The sequence below is a fragment of the Wolbachia endosymbiont (group A) of Sphaerophoria taeniata genome (genome assembly GCF_947250735.1).
Classification (GTDB): Bacteria; Pseudomonadota; Alphaproteobacteria; order Rickettsiales; family Anaplasmataceae; genus Wolbachia.
Genome location: NZ_OX366344.1, coordinates 890,728 through 909,339, shown reverse-complemented (window position 1 = coordinate 909,339; position 18,612 = coordinate 890,728). Strand labels below are relative to the sequence as shown.

General features: G+C 34.4%; 23 protein-coding genes. 13 read left to right on the top strand and 10 right to left on the bottom strand.

The features are described 5' to 3' along the window. Positions 1-15: 15 nt before the first annotated feature. The 5 genes from OOK84_RS04550 to OOK84_RS04530 all read right to left on the bottom strand — a co-directional run bounded on the left by OOK84_RS04550 (position 16) and on the right by OOK84_RS04530 (position 3,378). Complete coding sequence (locus OOK84_RS04550; protein ID WP_264731213.1) at positions 16-675, bottom strand: recombinase family protein; 660 nt, start codon at positions 673-675, stop codon at positions 16-18. Beyond that, positions 584-859 carry a hypothetical protein gene (locus OOK84_RS04545; RefSeq protein ID WP_017532679.1) on the bottom strand — a complete coding sequence of 92 codons (276 nt, stop codon included), beginning with the start codon at positions 857-859 and terminating at the stop codon, positions 584-586. The genes OOK84_RS04550 and OOK84_RS04545 overlap by 92 nt, the downstream gene beginning before the upstream one ends. 106 nt (positions 860-965) lie before the next feature. Further along, positions 966-1,427 (bottom strand): ankyrin repeat domain-containing protein, encoded by a 462-nt coding sequence (locus OOK84_RS04540; RefSeq protein WP_182182953.1) that lies wholly within the window; start codon positions 1,425-1,427, stop codon positions 966-968. A gap of 25 nt (positions 1,428-1,452) precedes the next feature. Beyond that, a complete protein-coding gene (locus tag OOK84_RS04535) occupies positions 1,453-2,163 on the bottom strand; it encodes an ankyrin repeat domain-containing protein (RefSeq protein WP_264731211.1) in 711 nt (236 codons plus the stop codon). A 168-nt stretch (positions 2,164-2,331) separates the two neighbouring features. Continuing rightward, entirely contained in the window at positions 2,332-3,378 is a 1,047-nt protein-coding gene (locus OOK84_RS04530) for a phage tail protein (RefSeq protein ID WP_264731209.1), read from the bottom strand. Positions 3,379-3,537: 159 nt separating this feature from the next. Here OOK84_RS04530 and OOK84_RS04525 point away from each other — a divergent pair, with 159 nt between their 5' ends. From OOK84_RS04525 to OOK84_RS04475, 11 genes are all read left to right on the top strand, one after another. Further along, positions 3,538-4,098, top strand: coding sequence for a hypothetical protein (locus OOK84_RS04525; protein WP_264731207.1), 561 nt, complete (start codon positions 3,538-3,540; stop codon positions 4,096-4,098). Next, positions 4,091-5,266, top strand: a complete 1,176-nt coding sequence (locus OOK84_RS04520; protein ID WP_264731206.1) for a phage tail sheath subtilisin-like domain-containing protein — start codon at positions 4,091-4,093, stop codon at positions 5,264-5,266. Before OOK84_RS04525 ends, OOK84_RS04520 begins: the two co-directional genes overlap by 8 nt. An 11-nt stretch (positions 5,267-5,277) precedes the next feature. Then, positions 5,278-5,784 (top strand): phage major tail tube protein, encoded by a 507-nt coding sequence (locus OOK84_RS04515; RefSeq protein WP_264731204.1) that lies wholly within the window; start codon positions 5,278-5,280, stop codon positions 5,782-5,784. A gap of 87 nt (positions 5,785-5,871) precedes the next feature. Then, positions 5,872-6,735, top strand: coding sequence for an Rpn family recombination-promoting nuclease/putative transposase (locus OOK84_RS04510; protein ID WP_019236470.1), 864 nt, complete (start codon positions 5,872-5,874; stop codon positions 6,733-6,735). Between the two features lie 133 nt (positions 6,736-6,868). Beyond that, a complete protein-coding gene (locus OOK84_RS04505) occupies positions 6,869-7,123 on the top strand; it encodes a phage tail assembly protein (protein ID WP_019236471.1) in 255 nt (84 codons plus the stop codon). A gap of 115 nt (positions 7,124-7,238) precedes the next feature. Further along, the gene (locus tag OOK84_RS04500) at positions 7,239-9,518 is read left to right on the top strand and encodes a phage tail tape measure protein (RefSeq protein WP_264731201.1); all 2,280 of its coding nucleotides are present in this window, start codon (positions 7,239-7,241) and stop codon (positions 9,516-9,518) included. Further along, a complete protein-coding gene (locus OOK84_RS04495; RefSeq protein ID WP_019236473.1) occupies positions 9,518-9,874 on the top strand; it encodes a phage tail protein in 357 nt (118 codons plus the stop codon). Before OOK84_RS04500 ends, OOK84_RS04495 begins: the two co-directional genes overlap by 1 nt. Continuing rightward, on the top strand, positions 9,871-10,080 hold the full coding sequence (locus OOK84_RS04490; protein WP_019236474.1) for a tail protein X: 210 nt from the start codon (positions 9,871-9,873) through the stop codon (positions 10,078-10,080). The genes OOK84_RS04495 and OOK84_RS04490 overlap by 4 nt, the downstream gene beginning before the upstream one ends. Further along, positions 10,081-11,016: a contractile injection system protein, VgrG/Pvc8 family gene (locus OOK84_RS04485; protein ID WP_019236475.1), complete on the top strand. Its 936-nt coding sequence runs from the start codon at positions 10,081-10,083 to the stop codon at positions 11,014-11,016. It abuts the gene before it with no gap. Positions 11,017-11,068: 52 nt separating this feature from the next. After that, positions 11,069-11,590, top strand: coding sequence for an ankyrin repeat domain-containing protein (locus OOK84_RS04480; protein WP_019236476.1), 522 nt, complete (start codon positions 11,069-11,071; stop codon positions 11,588-11,590). 45 nt (positions 11,591-11,635) lie between these two features. Next, positions 11,636-11,851, top strand: a complete 216-nt coding sequence (locus OOK84_RS04475) for a hypothetical protein (RefSeq protein WP_019236477.1) — start codon at positions 11,636-11,638, stop codon at positions 11,849-11,851. On the opposite strand, the gene OOK84_RS04470 is transcribed toward OOK84_RS04475, so the two are convergent. Beyond that, positions 11,852-12,376 carry a phospholipase D family nuclease gene (locus OOK84_RS04470; protein ID WP_038197876.1) on the bottom strand — a complete coding sequence of 175 codons (525 nt, stop codon included), beginning with the start codon at positions 12,374-12,376 and terminating at the stop codon, positions 11,852-11,854. It abuts the gene before it with no gap. Here OOK84_RS04470 and OOK84_RS04465 point away from each other — a divergent pair. After that, on the top strand, positions 12,363-13,292 hold the full coding sequence (locus OOK84_RS04465; protein WP_141456711.1) for a patatin-like phospholipase family protein: 930 nt from the start codon (positions 12,363-12,365) through the stop codon (positions 13,290-13,292). The two genes, OOK84_RS04470 and OOK84_RS04465, sit on opposite strands and share 14 nt — an antisense overlap. 186 nt (positions 13,293-13,478) lie before the next feature. Beyond that, a complete protein-coding gene (locus OOK84_RS04460) occupies positions 13,479-14,459 on the top strand; it encodes an IS481 family transposase (protein WP_019078870.1) in 981 nt (326 codons plus the stop codon). Between the two features lie 98 nt (positions 14,460-14,557). On the opposite strand, the gene wmk (OOK84_RS04455) is transcribed toward OOK84_RS04460, so the two are convergent. The 4 genes from wmk (OOK84_RS04455) to OOK84_RS04440 all read right to left on the bottom strand — a co-directional run bounded on the left by wmk (OOK84_RS04455) (position 14,558) and on the right by OOK84_RS04440 (position 18,460). Continuing rightward, the gene (wmk, locus tag OOK84_RS04455) at positions 14,558-15,562 is read right to left on the bottom strand and encodes a WO male-killing family protein Wmk (RefSeq protein ID WP_019236581.1); all 1,005 of its coding nucleotides are present in this window, start codon (positions 15,560-15,562) and stop codon (positions 14,558-14,560) included. Positions 15,563-15,587: 25 nt separating this feature from the next. Continuing rightward, positions 15,588-16,487, bottom strand: coding sequence for a WO male-killing family protein Wmk (gene wmk, locus OOK84_RS04450; protein WP_264731196.1), 900 nt, complete (start codon positions 16,485-16,487; stop codon positions 15,588-15,590). Between the two features lie 79 nt (positions 16,488-16,566). After that, positions 16,567-17,697: a hypothetical protein gene (locus OOK84_RS04445; protein WP_264376374.1), complete on the bottom strand. Its 1,131-nt coding sequence runs from the start codon at positions 17,695-17,697 to the stop codon at positions 16,567-16,569. Positions 17,698-17,803: 106 nt separating this feature from the next. Continuing rightward, positions 17,804-18,460 (bottom strand): JAB domain-containing protein, encoded by a 657-nt coding sequence (locus OOK84_RS04440; protein WP_250120019.1) that lies wholly within the window; start codon positions 18,458-18,460, stop codon positions 17,804-17,806. Between the last annotated feature and the right edge of the window lie 152 nt (positions 18,461-18,612).

The following is an 18,612-nucleotide window of genomic DNA, read 5'->3' as shown; positions in this document are numbered from 1 at the left end:
AATTATTATTGGACATCACACCTTCTTTCCAGTTCTTGTTCTAATTGACTTATCTCTTAGTCTACGTATCACTTCCCTTATACTTATTCTCTCTTGCCCTACCCACATGAATATCTGCTTTACTATTTTTGCTTCCTCTTCATTTATTTCAAACTTTGTCTTTTCTCTATCTACATGCTTTATACGATTATAACCAAAAGGTGCAATGCCAATTACACTTACACAGCCTTTTTTTGCTCTATGGAGTTTTCCCCTACGACTACGTTCCATAATCTTTGTACACTCATATTCTGCCACTAATCCTTGCATTCCCAATAACAATTTAGACTCTGGATTATTTTCAGTCTTATGATTTAAGAATATTACTTCTACTCCTGCTTTTTCAAATTCATCAAGTAATATCATTTGATGTGCAGATTTTCTTGATAGTCGGTCAGGTGAATGAATATAAATTTTATCAATTTGATCTTCTCCTACTTTATCACGTAATGCATCTAAACCTTCACGTTCTAAACTCCACCCACTAAGCCCATCATCCTTAAATTCATACTCATTCAATAACTCATGCTTATCTGCAGCAATTCTATGCTTGAGCTCGGCAATTTGACTCTCTATTGTATTGTTCTGCGCTTGACTCTTCGATGAAACTCTTGCATATAAGGCCACTGTTATCATTTTTCTTTATCTCCTTTTCATTGTTTCTTTTTACCGCATACCTTAGTAACAGCTCATAGGCGTCTGCTAGATGTTGTTCCGCTAATTCATCTGGCTCGTATCGGCAAGTTAATGTTCTTTTTCTCATAGTTTCTCCTGCAAATGTTTTTGTAGTGCAAGGAGCCTTACCACTCCTTTTTTCCATCAATCCATTTACTCTTATGAAAAAGACCAACTTTTATCAGCTACAGCCTTCAAATTTGGTCTAGCCCTTCCTTTACCAACTGCTGTTGCGCTTTCTGATACGACTCTTATTTTTTTAACAAACTTTCCATTTTCTCTGTTTCTTTCTTTAATACCTCGGCTATTTCTTTGCTATTTTTCGCATAATCCATCGCTGTTATTCCAAATTTATCTGCTTGCTCTATTTCAGCCCCTGCTTTTACTAGCTCCTCCACTATTTCTTTTTCTCCTACCATACATGCAAGATGCAGCGGAGTGCATTTATTGCCATACTCTTCAGCATTTACATTCCCTCCTGATTTTATCAATTCTCTAACTGTTTCTAGACGTTTCTCCGTTATCGCTAGATGCAGTGCTGTATGTCCTCTTACATCTGCTGCATTCACATCTACTCCTTTTTCGATTAATAACCTCACTGTTTTTACCTCTACTGCATAATGTAGAGCTGTTCTTCCTTTTTCGTCTCTTTCATAAATATTTTTAAACGAGTTCTCTAATAGTGACTCCTCTTTTTTACCCAGCTTTACCATAACTTACCCCACCTTTTCTTTAAACCTAAGCCTTCCTTTTTACCACCTCATCTATCATTGCATTCACTTGGCTGATTATCTTGCTTGCTAAATTTTGACATTCTTTCTTTATTAGCGATTTGTCTCTCCTCCTTATTTCTCCTATCTCTATTATTTTTAGCTCCGGCATGTAGCTTACATTCAACATGTCTGCTATTTCTCCCACTAGCCCCTCTATTCCATAGCACGTCAGTTCTCTACTTTTTGTTATTCCTCCTTTTTCTCTCAAAAATTTACTCGCCTTTTCACTCTCTTTGCTATCACATAGACGATACTTTTCACTTTCCCAGATATAGTACATTGGTGTTGCACCGTACTTATTCAGTTGATTAACTTCAGCTCCGGCCTTTACCAGCTCTTTTATTATTTCAACTCCTGCTCCTCCTATTTTGCACGCAGAGTGCAGTGGCGTACATCCAGTGACATATTGAGTGGCATTTACTTCTGCTCCTTCTCTTAGCAGCACTTTTACATTTTCTAAACTTTTTGCAAATACTGCACAGTGCAGAGGTGTATAACCATTTTTATCTCTTGCATTAACATCTGCTCCTTTTTTTATTAATAACCTCACTGTTTTATAATCAGAGATTTCTACTGCTTGATGCAAGATCGTCTCTCCTTCTTCATTTCTTTTATTAATGTTTTTAAACCCGTTACTTGATACTTCTTTAAAAAACTTACTCTTGCTAAAACTCATTTCATACCTCACAAAATTAGCTTTTCTAGCGCCAGACAAATTTCTTATATTTACCTGCCGCTATTCAAGTCATGTCCGTTTTAGCATAAGAAAGCAAGTCTTTTTCTTTTTATTTCATACACTTTTACCTATTATTAATATAATATATGAGGATCTAAATATAAGTACTTAGCTTATTATACATATTACTTGACTATTTTTCCAACTTCTGTGCAAATGTCGATGTTCGTGCCACTTCAGTACTCCTGGATAAAATACTAAAATGTGCTTTTCTAATTCGTGTATTGAGTCTTTTTGCTCTGAATCTGAGTCATTTTTATAGTAAACGTTGTGTTCTGCTAAAACATATTTTCTGACCTTCTGATCTGTATAATTTTCTAATTTGTAACGATGGATAATGCTGAATCTTTCTAAAATTGGCTTGTGTTTTAAACTCCAATGTTGCCCTGAAAGTTTATCGCTTCCCAATACAAATTTATTCCCTCTTTCCTCTACACTACTTACTGGAAAACATGCGTTTATTTCTCCTAAGCTCCAACTGTCCGATAATATAACTTGTGCTTTCGCAAACTTTATTTCTGGTAATAAACTTTGTGGTAATGGATATAGTGCTTTTAAATTGTACCACTGATGACTCCTTTCATAGATGCCTTTGTAATCCTTTGTGTGAGGCTCTGTTTCTCCAAGTACTGCTACATCTAATCGATATATGTCATTACTAAATGTTTGTTCATAATGCTCTCTTAAATAGTTGTCTACAATCTCTACTAACGGACCTCTAGAACTGAAAAAATTTATTCTTCCAAACGATAACACTGGTCCATCTTTTTCAACTTTTCTACCTGAATAGTCTGATAATAAGCTGCCGAATATACTTTCATCTAATATAAACCTATCAACGTTATAGTAGTCATTAAAAATCCTCATTAGCCTTGATCTTGCTGGTAATGATAGTTTTGCAAGCTCTACAACCGCATCTACAAAAAAGTCATTTGGAACATCTTTTATCCCTATCTGCAGTTCAAAAAAATGTTTACCAGGTGGTTCTTCGATAATTGTAATATCTTCTATATTTGCCCATTTGAGAGCTATTTTGAGTGAAGCAGGTGTTCCTCGCAGTCTTTGAAATTTTACTCCTTCTACTATAGCTCTTCTTTTATTTTTTACCCAACGCAGTATCTCTTCTAAACCACAACTATGGTCAACTATGGTCAACTATGGTCAACTATGGTCAATTTATTCAGTGGGGGATTTATAACATACGTAGCAATTTTCTCACCACAGGGCTTGAGGTAGATGTGGAAAGGACGCTCAGGGCTTGGCAATGTCCAGGGTTAGAACGAACTGATCAAATATGGCAATGAGGAGGAATTTGTGACTATTTATATACGTTTTGAAAACCACAAGCAGATTGAAACAACAACACTTGAAAACAAGCCAACTGGAAATGATTGGTATGAAGCACCAAAGAATTTTGACTGGCAAAAAAGTTATTGTTTAACAGAAGGAGAGAAAATTGTTGAAAGGAATAAGGAAGATATTGAGCTGGAATTATTGGAAAATGCAAAGCTTTCTGCACTTGATAGTATGCGTTTTTATTATGATAATCATACTCACCAATACGCAGGACATTCTTACCAGAAGTCTAAATCTTATGAGATTCAAGCGAAAGCCGCAGAGAACATCTTAGCAGCACCAGAATCTATGAATGCAAAGGATAAAGAAATTATAGAACCTTTAGCAAAAGTCCGTGGTATTACGGTTATTGAAATGGCAAGAATAATTGAGGAAAAAGTGAAAAAAGCAGTAAAAGCGATAGTGAAATGCGAGGAGTTGGAAGACATGGCGAAGAGGAAAATTGAAGAAGCCAAGAGTGAACGAGAGCTAGAGAACTTACTAAACGATTTTAAACAAAAGATGCAAAGAAATGGCTGAAGAATTTTTGCACGGAGTAAATGTTATTGAGGTAACCTCAGGGGCAAAAACAGTACGTGCAGCTAAATCATCAGTGATAGGTGTAATCGGTACTGCACCTGAAGCTGATGAGCAAAAATTTCCGCTAAATAAACCAGTGTTAGTTGCAGGAAGCTTAAAGGAAGCAGCAAAGCTCGGAAAGAGTGGCAGTTTACCTTCTGCAGTAAATGGAATATTTTCCCAAATCGGTGCAACAGTAGTAGTTATTCGAGTTGAAGAAAGTGAAAACAGCGATCCAAAATTAAAAGAAGAAGAGACGCTGAAGAATATAATTGGAGGAGTTGATAAAGAGACTGGAGAGTATCAAGGGATAGAGGCATTCCTCAGTAGTGAAAGTATAGTTCATGTTGCCCCAAGAATATTAATTGCACCTCAGTTTACTTACCAACTACCAGAAGATGCAGTGGTTGCAGCATTAATTCCTATAGCAGAAAAGCTGAGAAGCATAATAGTAGCAGATGGACCAAATACCAATGATGAAGAAGCAATCAAGTGGAGAAAAAGTGTAGGCAGCTCAAGAGTTTACGTAGTTGATCCATGGATTAAGGTATTTATTGAAGGAAAAGAAGAAATTTTGCCAGCAAGCCCATTTGTAGCTGGTTTAATAGCAAAAGTAGATAGCGAACAAGGATTTTGGCACTCACCTTCAAATAAAGAGATAAATGGTATTGTTGGAACAAGCAGGCCTATTGATTTTACGCTCGGTAATACAAATTGTAGAGCAAACCATTTAAATGAAAATGAAGTAACAACGATAATTCATCAAAATGGCTATAGGCTTTGGGGAAATAGAACATGTTCAAACGATTCGAAATGGGCTTTTCTGTCAGTGAGAAGGACTGCAGATTTAATCAATGATAGTCTACTTCGAGCTCATTTATGGGCAGTTGATCGCAATATTACCAAAACTTATATAGATGATGTGATCGAGGGGGTGAATTCTTATTTGGCCAATTTAAAAGCCCAAGGAGCGATTATCAGTGGAAAATGCTATGCAACTCCCGAACTCAATACACCGGCAAATATTGCAAGCGGAAAAGTGTCTTTTGATTTTGAGTTTACACCGCCATATCCAGCTGAGCAAATAATATTCAGATCCCATCTTGTAAATAATAGTGTAATAAGTTAGGAGAAAGCGAAGTGTTACCCAAAATACTGAGAAATTTTAACGTATTTGTAGATGGTCGTGGTTATGCAGGAAAAATAGATGAAATAACCTTGCCGAAGCTTACCATAAAAACCGAAGAGTACAGAGCTGGTGGTATGGATATTCCAATAAATATTGACATGGGCATGGAAAAGCTTGAAGCAGACTTTACTTTTGCTGAGTATGATTCAGAACTATTTAGACTTTTTGGCTTGATAGATGGAAACTCAGTATCTTTAACTCTTCGTGGTGGAATGCAAGGAAGTGGTAGTAATGATATTGAAGGAGTAATTATCAACCTCAGAGGCATATTCAAAGAATTTGATTTTGGTAGCTGGAAACCTGCTGAAAAAGCCACTCTAAAATGCACTGTAGCTGCCCATTACTATAAACTTACGATAGGTGGTAATGAATTAATAGAAATCGATGCTGAGAATATGATCCGTAAGATTAACGGTGTGGATCAAATGGCCTTGCTGCAAACGATTCTAGGGATTTAATGTAATAGACGGATGCCTTTTCACTTCTTTATTGAAAAATTACTGATAATACTGTATAATTATTGATGTTTTTTAGGCATTTGTGCTATGGCTTTATCTAAATTTCTCGACCCTAAGAATGATGTAGCATTCCGCCGTATCTTTGGTACAGAAAAGAATAAAGATATCCTCATTCACTTTCTAAATGATATTTTGAGCTTTACTGGCAAAAATGCAATACAGGATATAGAGTTTTTAAGTACTATTCAAGATCCTGATATTGCATCTAAAAAGCAAAGTATTGTTGATGTGCTATGTAGAGATTCCACAGGAGTGCAATGGATAATTGAGATGCAGGTCGCTAAAACCAAAGGCTTTGAAAAACGTGCCCAATACTACGCAGCTAAAGCTTACTCAAGACAAGCTGACAAGGGCGATCAATACCATGACCTTAAGGAAATTATCTTTATTGCTATAGCAGATTGTATACTATTTCCGGATAAGTCTGAGTATAAATCAAAACACACCATTCGAGATGAAGATACTAATGAACATGATCTAAAAGATTTTTACTTTGTATTTATTGAACTGCCTAAATTTTCCAAAACTAAAGAAGATCAGCTTTCAAATATAGTTGAGAAGTGGGTGTATTTTTTTAAGTACGCTGATGAAACAAGTGAAGAAGAATTGGAAAGGATAACAGGAAGTGACGTAATAATCAAAAAAGCGTATGAAGAGCTAAACAGGTTTAACTGGTCAGAAAAAGAGTTTATAGCCTATGAACAGGAGACTAAGCGTATTCGTGATGAACAGGCTGTCCTTGCTCAAAAACTTGATGATGCCAAAAAAGAAGGAAAGATTGAAGTTGCAAAAGCGATGTTGACTAATGATGTTGATATTAACACTATTGTCAAGTGTACAGGTCTTTCTGTCGATGAGGTTCAAGAATTAATTCAAGTTGAAGGGAAATAACCCCTATTATCATCTTTATATTGAGAAATTTAGTATGAAGAATCGTTAATCAAACACAAAAACTATAGTAACAAAAATTAGTTATGTAAAAGCCGATATAGACTTTTATTTAATTAACTTTTTCAGGAGAAGTATGCAAGCTATAACACTTAATAACCCAATAACAGTTGATGGAATTTCTGTCTCAGAATTATCGATACGTGAACCTAAAGTAAGAGATTTACTTGCTATAGAACGCATAGAAGGCGAAGCTTTAAAAGAAGTAGCTTTAATTGCTAATCTAGCATCCGTACCAAAAGAAGTAGTTGAAGATTTATGTATTAAAGATTATGTAGAAATACAGAAGGTGCTAAAAGGTTTTTTGTCGCCGCTGGAACAGAGGAGTTAAGATTCAATATTTTAAAACTTAGCTCAACAACAGGAAGTGGAATTGAGCAAATTATTAATATGAGTACAAAAGAGTTTCTAAAGTGGTTAGAAGTAAGTGAAGGAGTAACAAAAAAATGTCAATGCTTTCAATAAAAATAGGTGCAACGTTAGATGGCAGTTTTAATAATGCAATGACAGGTAGTGCAGCAAAGCTTTCTAAGTTGGGTGATAGTATAAAGCAGCTTGATTCATCAATGAAATCGGTTTCCAAATTTAAGCAATTAAATCATGATGCCCTTCAAGCCATGAAGAATTGGAAGGAAGCGGAGAAGAAAGCGAAAGAATCAGCTACAGCAATTGCTAAAGAGAAGAAGGAAAAAAAAGAGCCAAGCAAAGCACTGAGAAATGAATTCGAAAAATTGAAAGCATCGGCATCAAAGGCAAAAGAGGCTTATATTAAAAAGAGAGATGCACTTCACACATTAAATGAAGAAATTAGGAAAAGTGGAAAGGATGTTAAATCTTTAGTGAGAGATCAAACTAAACTTGGTTCATCTATTGAAGTACTAAAAGGAAAATACAGTAAATTAGGATCTGTAATACAAAAACAGCAAAATGCTTTAGCAAGAAAAGCGCATTATAGATCACAAGTAATGGAGACTATAGGACTAGGTCTTTCGCTTGCAGCGCCAATTAAAGTTGCGATTAACTTTGAAAGTGCTATGGCTGATGTTAAGAAGGTTGTAAAGTTTCAGAATGATGAGGAATTTAATAAGTTTAGTGAGAATATAAAGAAGTTATCCCGTGAAATACCTCTATCAGCTACAGAATTAGCACAAATAGCTGCAAGTGGTGGACAACTTGGAATTCAAAAAGATAAGTTAATTGGATTTACAACAACAGTAGCTAAAATGGCCACAGCATTTGATATGTCTGCAGAAGAAGCAGGTGATTCTATAGCTAAGCTTGCCAATGTTTATGGAATTGAGGTAGCAGGCATGGAAAGAGTAGGTAATATTATAAATCACCTTTCAGATAATAGTGCTGCTAAAGCAAAGGATATGGTCCAAGCACTTGCTATAGTTGGTGGTACTGCAAAACAGTTTGGTTTTGATATTAAACAGACAAGTAGTTTAGTAAATGCCTTTATTAGCCTAGGCAAACAACCTGCAAAAGCAGCAACTGCAATAAACGCTCTACTTAGTAAACTTCAGACTGCTGAAGGACAGGGGAAAAAGTTTAAAGCAGCATTGGAAGATGTGGGAATAACTGCAGAAGAGATGACACAAAGGATTAGCAGAAATGGCCAAGACGCACTACTTTACTTTTTTGAAACTCTAGAGAAGGTAGATAAACAGGAACGTTCGCAAATCCTTCTTGATCTGTTTGGTCAAGAGTATCAAGATGATATTGCATTACTAGTTGGAAGCTTAAAGAATTATAAAGATGCCATAAATCATTTAGCTGATGAGGAAGAATTTAAACAGTCCATGCAAGAAGAGTTTAACAATCGTGCAGCAACTACAGCAAATAACTTACGATTACTGAGGAATGCGATAGCAGAGGTGGGAATGAATCTGGGCTCAGTAATGCTACCTCCTTTAAAGTGGATAAGTAATATTCTAAGAGAGATAACTAACCCCATAGCTTGGTTTGCAGAAAAGTTTCCAGTTATTACTACAGGAATAATGAGTATAATTTCAGCTCTTATTATTGGTAAGATTGCAGTGGTAGGTTTTGGTTATGTATTTGCATTGGCTGGAGGTGGAATATTAACTTTTAAGGCTATTTTGCAGGGAACACTTTTACCAGTATTAACTTCATTATCAGCACGAGTAATTCCAGCAGTAATCATGGGGCTGAAAGCTTTAACGCTAACCAATCCTATAGGAGCTGCTGTTGCTGGACTATCAGTTGGTGCAGCGCTTGTAATCGCTAATTGGCAGAAGGTAAAGGACTTTTTCTCAAGTATCTGGAAATCAATTACAAAACCTATAGAAAATTGGATTGGTGTAGGAAAATTGTTTAATGATAATCCAATAAAAGCATTTGAGAAACCAGTAGAAGCAAAAATAGGCAATACAACTAAGATAATCAGTGAAAATAGAAGTATTTTTAGTAAAGGAAATCCTTTATTAAATAATAATACTTTTAGTGGAATTTCGAATAGTAGAACGAATATTGAAAGTGCTAGAGTGATTACAGAAAAAAGTTCTGTAGCAGATAATTCAGAGAAAGTTTTAAAAGACTGTGAAAAGTGTGAACAAAAAATTTTTAATCAAACTTTTACATTTAATATAAGTATAAAAGCAGAACCTAACCAAGATGTACGTAGTCTTGCTGATGCAGTAATAAAAAGAATAAGAGAAAAATCGCGTGACGTTCTGTTTGATTCAATAGAACCAATTTACTAATGCTATCACTTGGTCAGCATAAGCTTTCTCCAACAAGTTTAAGGTATAGTAAAGAAAACCGTTGGAGTACAATTGAGTGTATTGGTAAAATACCTTCATTACAAAATATTGGCCAAGGTACAGAAAATATAGACTTAGAAGGAATAATTTATTTCCATAATCTCAATGATTTAAATCAATTAAAAAGTATGAAAGAAGCTGAGGAAAATCAGGAACCAAGTATCTTAGTAGACAATTTAGGAAATGTTTTGGGAAGATTTGTTATTGTGCGGTTAGAAGAAAAGCAAACGTCGTATTTTCCATGTGGATTACCAAAAAAGATAGAATTTAGCTTAAGTTTAAGGCGTTATATATGATAGTACATTATATAGCACGAGAAAATGAAATGTTAGATTACATATGTTTTAAACACTATGGATATAGCTCTGGAGCAGTAGAAATAGTATTGGAGGAAAACCCTGGACTTGCGGAGTATGGAAGTTTTTTGCCTGCAGGATTAAAGATCAGGTTACCTACAATACAAGAGCAATTAAAAAAATCGAAGTTAAAAGTATGGGAATAAATGAAACCTGAATTTAGCATTGAAGGAATAAAAGATCATGTAATATCGGTGCATCTTACTGATGAATCTGGTACTATAGATGATGTTGCAGAGGTGTGCGTTGATTATGGCAATGAAAACGTGGAAGTTCCAAGTGAATTGAACATAGCGCTGGGTTATAAGGAAACGGGAATCTTTCCAATGGGTATATATACAGTCAACGAAGTTACGATACAAGGCCCACCTAAGACTCTACTAATAAAAGCTCATGCAACAAATTTAAGAATATCTTTAAAAGCAAAAGTATCAAAAGAATGGCATCAAATTACCATAGAAAACTTAGTGAAAGAAATAGCTCAAAAACATGGATATGGACATAAAGTCGATGAGAAATTTAAAGACGTACTTATATCTCACATCAATCAAACTGAGGAGAGTGATATAAGCCTTCTAACGAAAATAGCAATAGAGCGTGAAGCAATGGTAAAATTAGCTGGTGGGTATATATTATTTATTTCAAAAAACATGGCAAAATCAGCCACAGGAAAAGCTTTAGGAACAACGACTATTAGACCTCAAGACACAATTAATTGGAAAGTGCATTTTACCGTACGTGATAAATACAATTCAGTAGTAGCAAAATGGCACAGCTATGAAAAGGGTGAAACTATTAAAGAAATAGTTGGTAGCGGCGAACCAAGTTATATTATGCTAGAAATTTACCCAAATGCAGAGTCAGCGCTAAGTGCAGCAAATGCCAAATTGAAACAATTGAAGCGTAACAATGAAACTTTAGATATAACTATGTCTGGTAATCCAGAGTTATTTGCAGAAGCAAAGCTTAATCTTATAGATTTTAATCAAGCAGTAGATGGTGAATGGATAGTTAATAGAGCAGAGCATACTCTAAATAGCTCAGGTTACCTTACTATGTTATCAGCATCTTTAAGTAAGTAATGTTAAGGAAAAATAAGTACATAGTCTATTCAATGTAAAGAAACTACTGAATATGAGTCAACTAAAATGTAATGAAAAGGATAAAATACATTTTGTATGGTTTATACCATTAATAGTATGTGTTGTTATTACATATTGCTACCAAAAATCCAAAGCTAACGAGAATTACAGAAAGATACTACAAGTAGCTACTGTAAGTTGTAGTTTAGAAACAACGAGATTTTTAGTAAAAGATATAATACCAAACTTAAGCGAAACTGCATTACATTATGCAGCAAGAGAAGGATGCTTAGATACTATTAGATTTTTAATAGTAGAAGAGAAAGTAAATATAAATGCAATCGATAAGAATGCTTTTAAAAGGACAGCTTTACATCATGCTGCAGGTGAAGGGCATTTAGGAATTGTAAGGTTCTTATTAGAAAAAGGCGCGAATCCTAACATAAAAGATAATGACGGAAAAGGAGCTAGAAAAATAGCTGTAATGGCATCGCGACACGATAAAAACAAACCTTATAAAGAAATAATAAAGTTACTGGCTAGAGCAGAGGAACAGTACAAATCAGAGAAGTAGTTACTATAAAGTAGTTATCCATAATAAATCCACATTTAAGTAATTATGAAAAATCAAAAAATCCCAATCGCAGTAATTGTAACGATGTTAATACAGACGGTAGCGGCGATTTGGTGGCTTGCCAAACTGGATTTACGAGTGCATATACATGAAAAACTCATAGAACAAAATAATGGATTAACTGTTACGGTATATCGTCTGGAAGAGCGGGTAAAAAATCTTTCTGAGGAATTGGATGAATTCAAAGCTAACTCAAAGTAACTATTCTAGCATATAAGGCTTAGAATGTGATTGGCGATCTTCCCAATTTTCGATGTATTGCTCAACTAGTGGAGAATCTCCAGTTATGATCAATAGATTCTCAGCATTCTTTTTCTGGGCAGCATCAGAGAAATTGAACGAACCCGTAATGATTTTTTGATTATCAATGATCATAATTTTGCTATGTGAAATTGCAGGTTTATAGTCTATATATATTGGTATTCTTTGATGAAACAGCTCATTGATAACGCTATACTTTGAGCTCACTTGCGATTCGTCGAGAATAACCTTAATATCAACACCACGTTTTTTTGCTCTAATTAAAGATTGTGCAATAGGCTTTGAGGTAAATTGGTATGCCTGAACCAACACGGATTTTTTAGCATGATCCATAGAATCAATTATTAGATTGGTACAATTTTCTCTAGGAGTGAAACATACAGTAGTACTTGGACAAGAAACACACCCTGATAAAAGTGAGCAAGTTAATAAAACTAATAAATATCTACTCATGACTAAATACATCCTTTCAATTGACGGTGGTGGTATAAGGGGCATAATACCAGCAGTAATTCTAGCAGAAATAGAAAAGAGAGCAAGGAAACCTATTTCTCAAATTTTTGATCTTATGGCTGGTACTTCAACAGGCGGAATTGTTGTAGCTGGGTTATGCAAAAAAGATGAACGGGGAAATCTCCAATATTCAGCAAATGATTTAGTTGAGCTTTACCAAGAATACGGGTCATATATTTTTAAATCTTCATTCTTCAGGCGATCAATATTATCTTGGTTTAACTGTGCACAATACCCACATAAAAATATTGAATTTGTACTGGATAAATATTTTGGTGATGATACTCTACAAAATACTTTAAGTAAGGTACTGATAACAAGTTATGATATTCATAACAACTATCCTTTCTTTTTTAAGAGTTGGAGAGAAGATAGAGATTTTGTCAAATTAAAAGATGCACTCAGAGCTACAACGGCTGCACCTACTTATTTCATACCAAAATATCTAAAAATTGACCAGATAGACAGAGTATTAGTGGATGGAGGGGTTTTTGCAAATAATCCAGCAGCTTGTGCATATGCAAGTGGTAAGAGGTTATTTCCAAATGATGAGATTATACTGCTATCAATAGGTACTGGTGGAACAAATAGAAGTATAAAGTATGCTAACTCAAGGAGATTTGGCAAAATAGGGTGGATCAAGCCACTACTGAATGTGATGTTTGCTTCTGGATTGGATTGCGTTGATTATCAACTAGAACAAGTAATAGATGATAAATACATAAGAATACAATCGCAATTGAAAGTAGCATCGACTGAGATGGACAATATTACACTCAAAAACATCAAATTTCTTCAGCAAGAGGCAAATGCAATGATAGAAGGTAATCAAAAAGTAATCGATAAATTCTGTGATGTTTTATCTTGATACGTAGAAATGCCAAAAAAATTCTGCAGAGCTAAATAAGGGTTTAGAATAGATAATATATTGTGTGATTCATATAGGTTATTACAATAAAAATGTAAGATCAAATAGAAATTTGTACTTGTGATAGTTTATATACCTTATTACAATTATGGTGGGAAGTATATCAACAATAAAAGCCGCAAGTAAATGGACTCTAAAGTTAAGCTACGCCTGAATTGGGTAAACCTATATAAAAAATTAGGTCATGCAGGAAGAGTATGTCAGCACTATAATATTTCACGCTTTACCTTACGCAAATGGTGTAAACGTTACAAGGAGTTTGGTGAAAAAGGATTAGAAAATCTTAGTAGCAGGCCTAAAACCTCACCTTTACAAAAAACCAATATATCTAGTGATCAACTTATTCTCCACTTAAGAAAAACTAGAAAATTAGGAGCAAGACGTATTCAAACTGAATTGAAACGTTTACATGATCTCTCTTTTTCATTGGCTACTATACACAAAGTTTTCAAAAAATATGATGTAAGTCTTTTACGTATTAAACGTCATTACCGCAAACAAATAAAGCGTTACAACTGTAAAGTACCAGGAGAGCGTATACAGATGGATGTATGCAAAATAGCTTCTGGACTTTATCAGTATACCGCTATAGATGATTGTACACGTTATAAAGTTGTTACATTGTACCCAAGACGTACTGCAGAAAACACTCTAGATTTTCTTGAACAACTAAGAGAAAAAATGCCATTTCATTGTCAAAGAATTCAAACCGATAGAGGACAGGAATTTTTTGCTTATGGGGTGCAAGAATATTTGAAAAAATGGAAAATCAAATTTCGTCCTATCAAGCCATTTTCCCCGCATTTAAACGGTAAAGTGGAAAGAGCTCAGCGTACAGATTTAGATGAATTTTACAGTAGTGTTAACATCAAGGATCCTGACCTACAAATTAAACTCAGAGATTGGGAAAACCATTATAATAGACAACGTCCTCATAGCTCTCTTCAAGGGAAAACTCCATGGGAAAAATATAAAGAGCTAGAAAGTACAATTCCTTGTTTAAGTGAAGTGCAAAAAAATTACATTCCGTCAAAGGAGCCTTTTGTCATGCAAAATTACAAGCATGATCAAAGATTAAAGTCAATTCAAAAACACAACGTTACTTAACTATTTAAAATTCAGACTTAATCTGACAAATCAGTTGTTATGACCTATATGAATCACACAAATATATTAACTACTTTTACTTATATCTTAAACACAATTCAATTTTCACACTCACCCAACTCACCAACAGTTAGGCCACTTGCTCGCAAAATAATATCAATAGAAACATCTGCCTTTGATAGATTCTTTGCAACCCTGATTTTTTCTGCTTTTTTAACTTTTTCCTTGCCACTTTTCATATCTTCAGATAGAGATTTGACTAATGCATCTAACGATTCTTGATTCTCATCTTCTCTGTACTCATCCATTAAACTCAATAGCTTTTTGCTATTCTCATCTTCACATTCTGTTATTTTAGGCAACAGAGCTTTTATTAAACTCAATAGTTTATTCTCTTCTTTACTTTCTCTCGTTTCAGGTAGCAAAACTTTAATATTCACTGATAATTCTCTTGCTATTTCATATAATTTATCAAATGATATGGCAGTATATCCTTTTTCATATTCGTGTATTTCCTTGAGCGTTAAATCAACTTTATCCGCCAAATCTTTTTGAGTATATCTCCTTATCAATCTCCATTCTCTTATTCTTTGCCCTACTCTGTAATATATAGAATCAGTGCAGACTTCTTTTCTTGTATCATTATACTCGTAAATAGATAAGCCGGTTGCTTGGGAAATTATGTCAACTGACACTCCTTCTTTAACTAGATTTTTTGCTACCTCTAATCTTGCCTCCTCTTGATTGATTTTCTCGCTAATATGAACAAACCTGACTAATGAAGGTACTATTTTGCCTAACTTTTGATTCTCGTATATTTTTGTTAGATAGAGTATTTCCTCGTCTTCATAGCTGTCTTCCCTTACTATTACTGGTTCAGGTAATAAATCTACAACATCAACTGATAATACTCTTGCTATTACATATAGTACTTCAATTGGAATAGAACTATACCCATTTTCATAGCTGTTTACCTCTTGGTATGTTAAACCTATTTTACTTGCTAATTCTATTTGAGTATGCCCTCGCATTAACCTGCTATTTTCCATTTTTTGCCCTATTTTGTAACTTATAGGACTAACATCTCTTACAGAAACAAACATATATACCTTATTTAGAAATAAATTTTCATCCAATTTGATCAGCAGATAAATCAACTACTTGCAAAATAATATCAAGAGGAATTCCCCCTTTTACTAAATCCCTTCCAACTTTAATCCTTTCTACCTCTCTCACTTTCTCCTCACAAAGCCGTATTCCTTCAAACAGAAATTTTATTAATGCATTACGTAGTTCTTGGCTCTCAATTTCTTTGTATTCTTTAATCAAATTCGGTAGCTCATTTTCCACTTTACTACCTTCATCTTCCTCTGTTAGTAGATCTGTAATACTAATCGATAATGTTTCTGCTATCTCATATAATTTTCCCAGTGGAGTAGCTACGCGTCCTTGTTCATAGTTGCTTATTTCGTCACGTGTTGTACTCATTTTCTCCGCTAAATCCTTTTGAGTATACTCTCTCACTAGTCTCCATTCCTTTATCTTTTTGCCTATTTGGTAGTAGATAGAACCAACTTTTTCTTCAACACATTCATCAGCAGACAGACCAATTGTTTTTGCAACAATATCAACAGAAACTCCTGCTTTAACCAGACTCTTTGCAATTTTTATTTTTTCCGATTTTCTACTACTTTTCTCACTAACTTGGACAAATTTGGTTAGCAAACAAAACATCTTACGTAACTCCTGATCGTTAATCTTTTTATATTCTCTTACTAGATTTAATATTTCTTCTTCATCTTCAAGACAGCTTTTTGATACAGGAATAAGATCCGTAATACTGATTGATAGTGCCTCAGTTATAGCATACAACCTTTCAATTGGAACTCTACGATTCCCTTTCTCATATTGCAATATCACCCAGTATTTTACACCAATTTTCTCTGCTAAATCTTTCTGAGTGTACCCTCGCTCTAACCTCCAGCTTTTTAATTTTTCTCCCACTTTATAATCTAGACTTTTTTCCACAAAAAGAACCTTGCATATAATATTTTCTATTATAGCTCAAAGGCTCCAGATATAATAGCCAGACTCTGGAACCTTTAAATTAAAGTGCCCTACAAGTTTCTTTACTATTTTCACGTACTTTGTCTGCCCATGAAAACAATTTTTCACTTACTTCCTTCTGCTTTTCACTCCATATGCCACATCTAGTGAAACTACCTCTTTCTACCGCTTCTTTAAGTTTCACTCCTCCAAAGAGACAGTTTTTTCCTATTTCTTCGCCTCTTTTTTGTAACTCAGCCCACATTTCCTTATTTTCTACTCTCACTTGCACCTGATCTGCCTCTTGGTACAATATAATATTTAGCTTACCAATGCTTGTAGGAAATTCTAACATGATAGAGCTGCCATCTGAAATATCGGTATAGTTTCTTATACCTCCCTTCTCACTTTTAACTTCAACTGCATCATTACCAATTTTTAAGATATTACTTCCTAACTTTCTGTTTGCTTCCAGTATTTTGGCTACCTCTACCTTACTATTCCCAGAAAATTCTATATACGATGTTGTATTATCTATCTCAACATCTATTAATTCTCCTTCTTGCACAGCATTTTCGCCAGCTTCCTCTAGCTCTTCTAGTTGCTTATCTATCTGTGGCTGAACTTCTGGCTGTAGCTCATTATAGATTTCACCTATCAGTTTATTCTGCAGTAGAGTATCATGAAACTCTGCACCACTTAGCATTAATTTACGTATTAGCTTTTTACGATCAGCCTTATCAAATTTATGAAAATGTGTGCCCAGTATCACATATTCCGCGAAGCTCCATTCTCCATCATTACATGCATTTAGCCTTGCTCCAGAAGCTAGTACTTTGTCTATAACTTTGTGCAATTCATTTACGTTTTTTGCCTCTACTATAGAACTCTTAAACCAGCTCAGCTTCTCTGTATTTGGCTTTATTTTTTGCAAAGCTGAGGCAAATGGATTTTTATCTTCTTGATCACTTACAGGTTTTGTGCCATATATATAATCAAGTCCTTTTCCATAGTTGATTTTGTTTTCGCGAACGTTTCTGCTAGGGAAAGGCATTGTATCTTCCAGTTTTATCTCCTTCTGGCTATTAATTTTACTCACAAATTTAGACTGCTCTATATCAACGCTTTCAAGAGCACCAAATATTTTCTTGTGATTAACATTAGTCTTTTTATTCTGATCTTTACTAGTCATATAAACCTCATATTAAAAATACTTTTTAAGTGTACAATAAACTTTGTTATTATACATTATATTACTCATTATAAATTAATATGAGTAGATTTGCAAATACTTTCTGCTATAACAATCCGTTTTCTCTAAAGCTAAAATAACCCCCACTTGTAATGATAATATGATCAAATAATCTAACGCTTACAGTACTACATGCTGCTGCTAAGCTCTTTGTTACTTCTTGATCTTCTTCTGAAGGTTCTAAACTTCCCCCAGGGTGGTTGTGTGACATTATTACTAATGTTGCATTCTTTATTAATGCTTTTCTTGTAATTTCCTTTATGTATACTGGTGCTTTTTCCATTTCACCAATATAGGATTCTTCTCCGGTTAGTTGGCGCCTTTTATTCAAATACAGTATTTTTACACATTCCCTTTCTAAGTGTCCTATACTTACGTTCAAATACTCTACTAGCCCTTGTAAGTCCATTATTGGCTCACTCTTGAGCTTTTCTCTCAGTACTCTTTCTAGTGTTTCCTTAACACACATAATCATTGCTACTGCAGAATCAGTTACTCCTTCTATAACTTTCAGGTCATCCATTTCTCTACCTAAAATCTTTCCTACTCCCGTATAAGTATTCACCAGATTTTTAGCAATTTCTTGAGCCTGTGGCCTTTCATGTACTGCACTTAGAAATGTTTCCATTATTTCACGATCAAGTAGTGCTTTGCCTTTGCTTTCTAATATTCTGAATTCGATTTCTTCTTTACTTTTATTCATATAATTTACCCTTCACTAACAACAAACTTTTTTTAAATATTTACTGCTGTTTTTTTATCAGCATTGGCATAGAGCCATAGCTTCCGAGTGAAGTCAAATCAATTTCTCAATCTTTTTTACTTATTTTTTCATCAAAAAGTAAAGATGTTAAT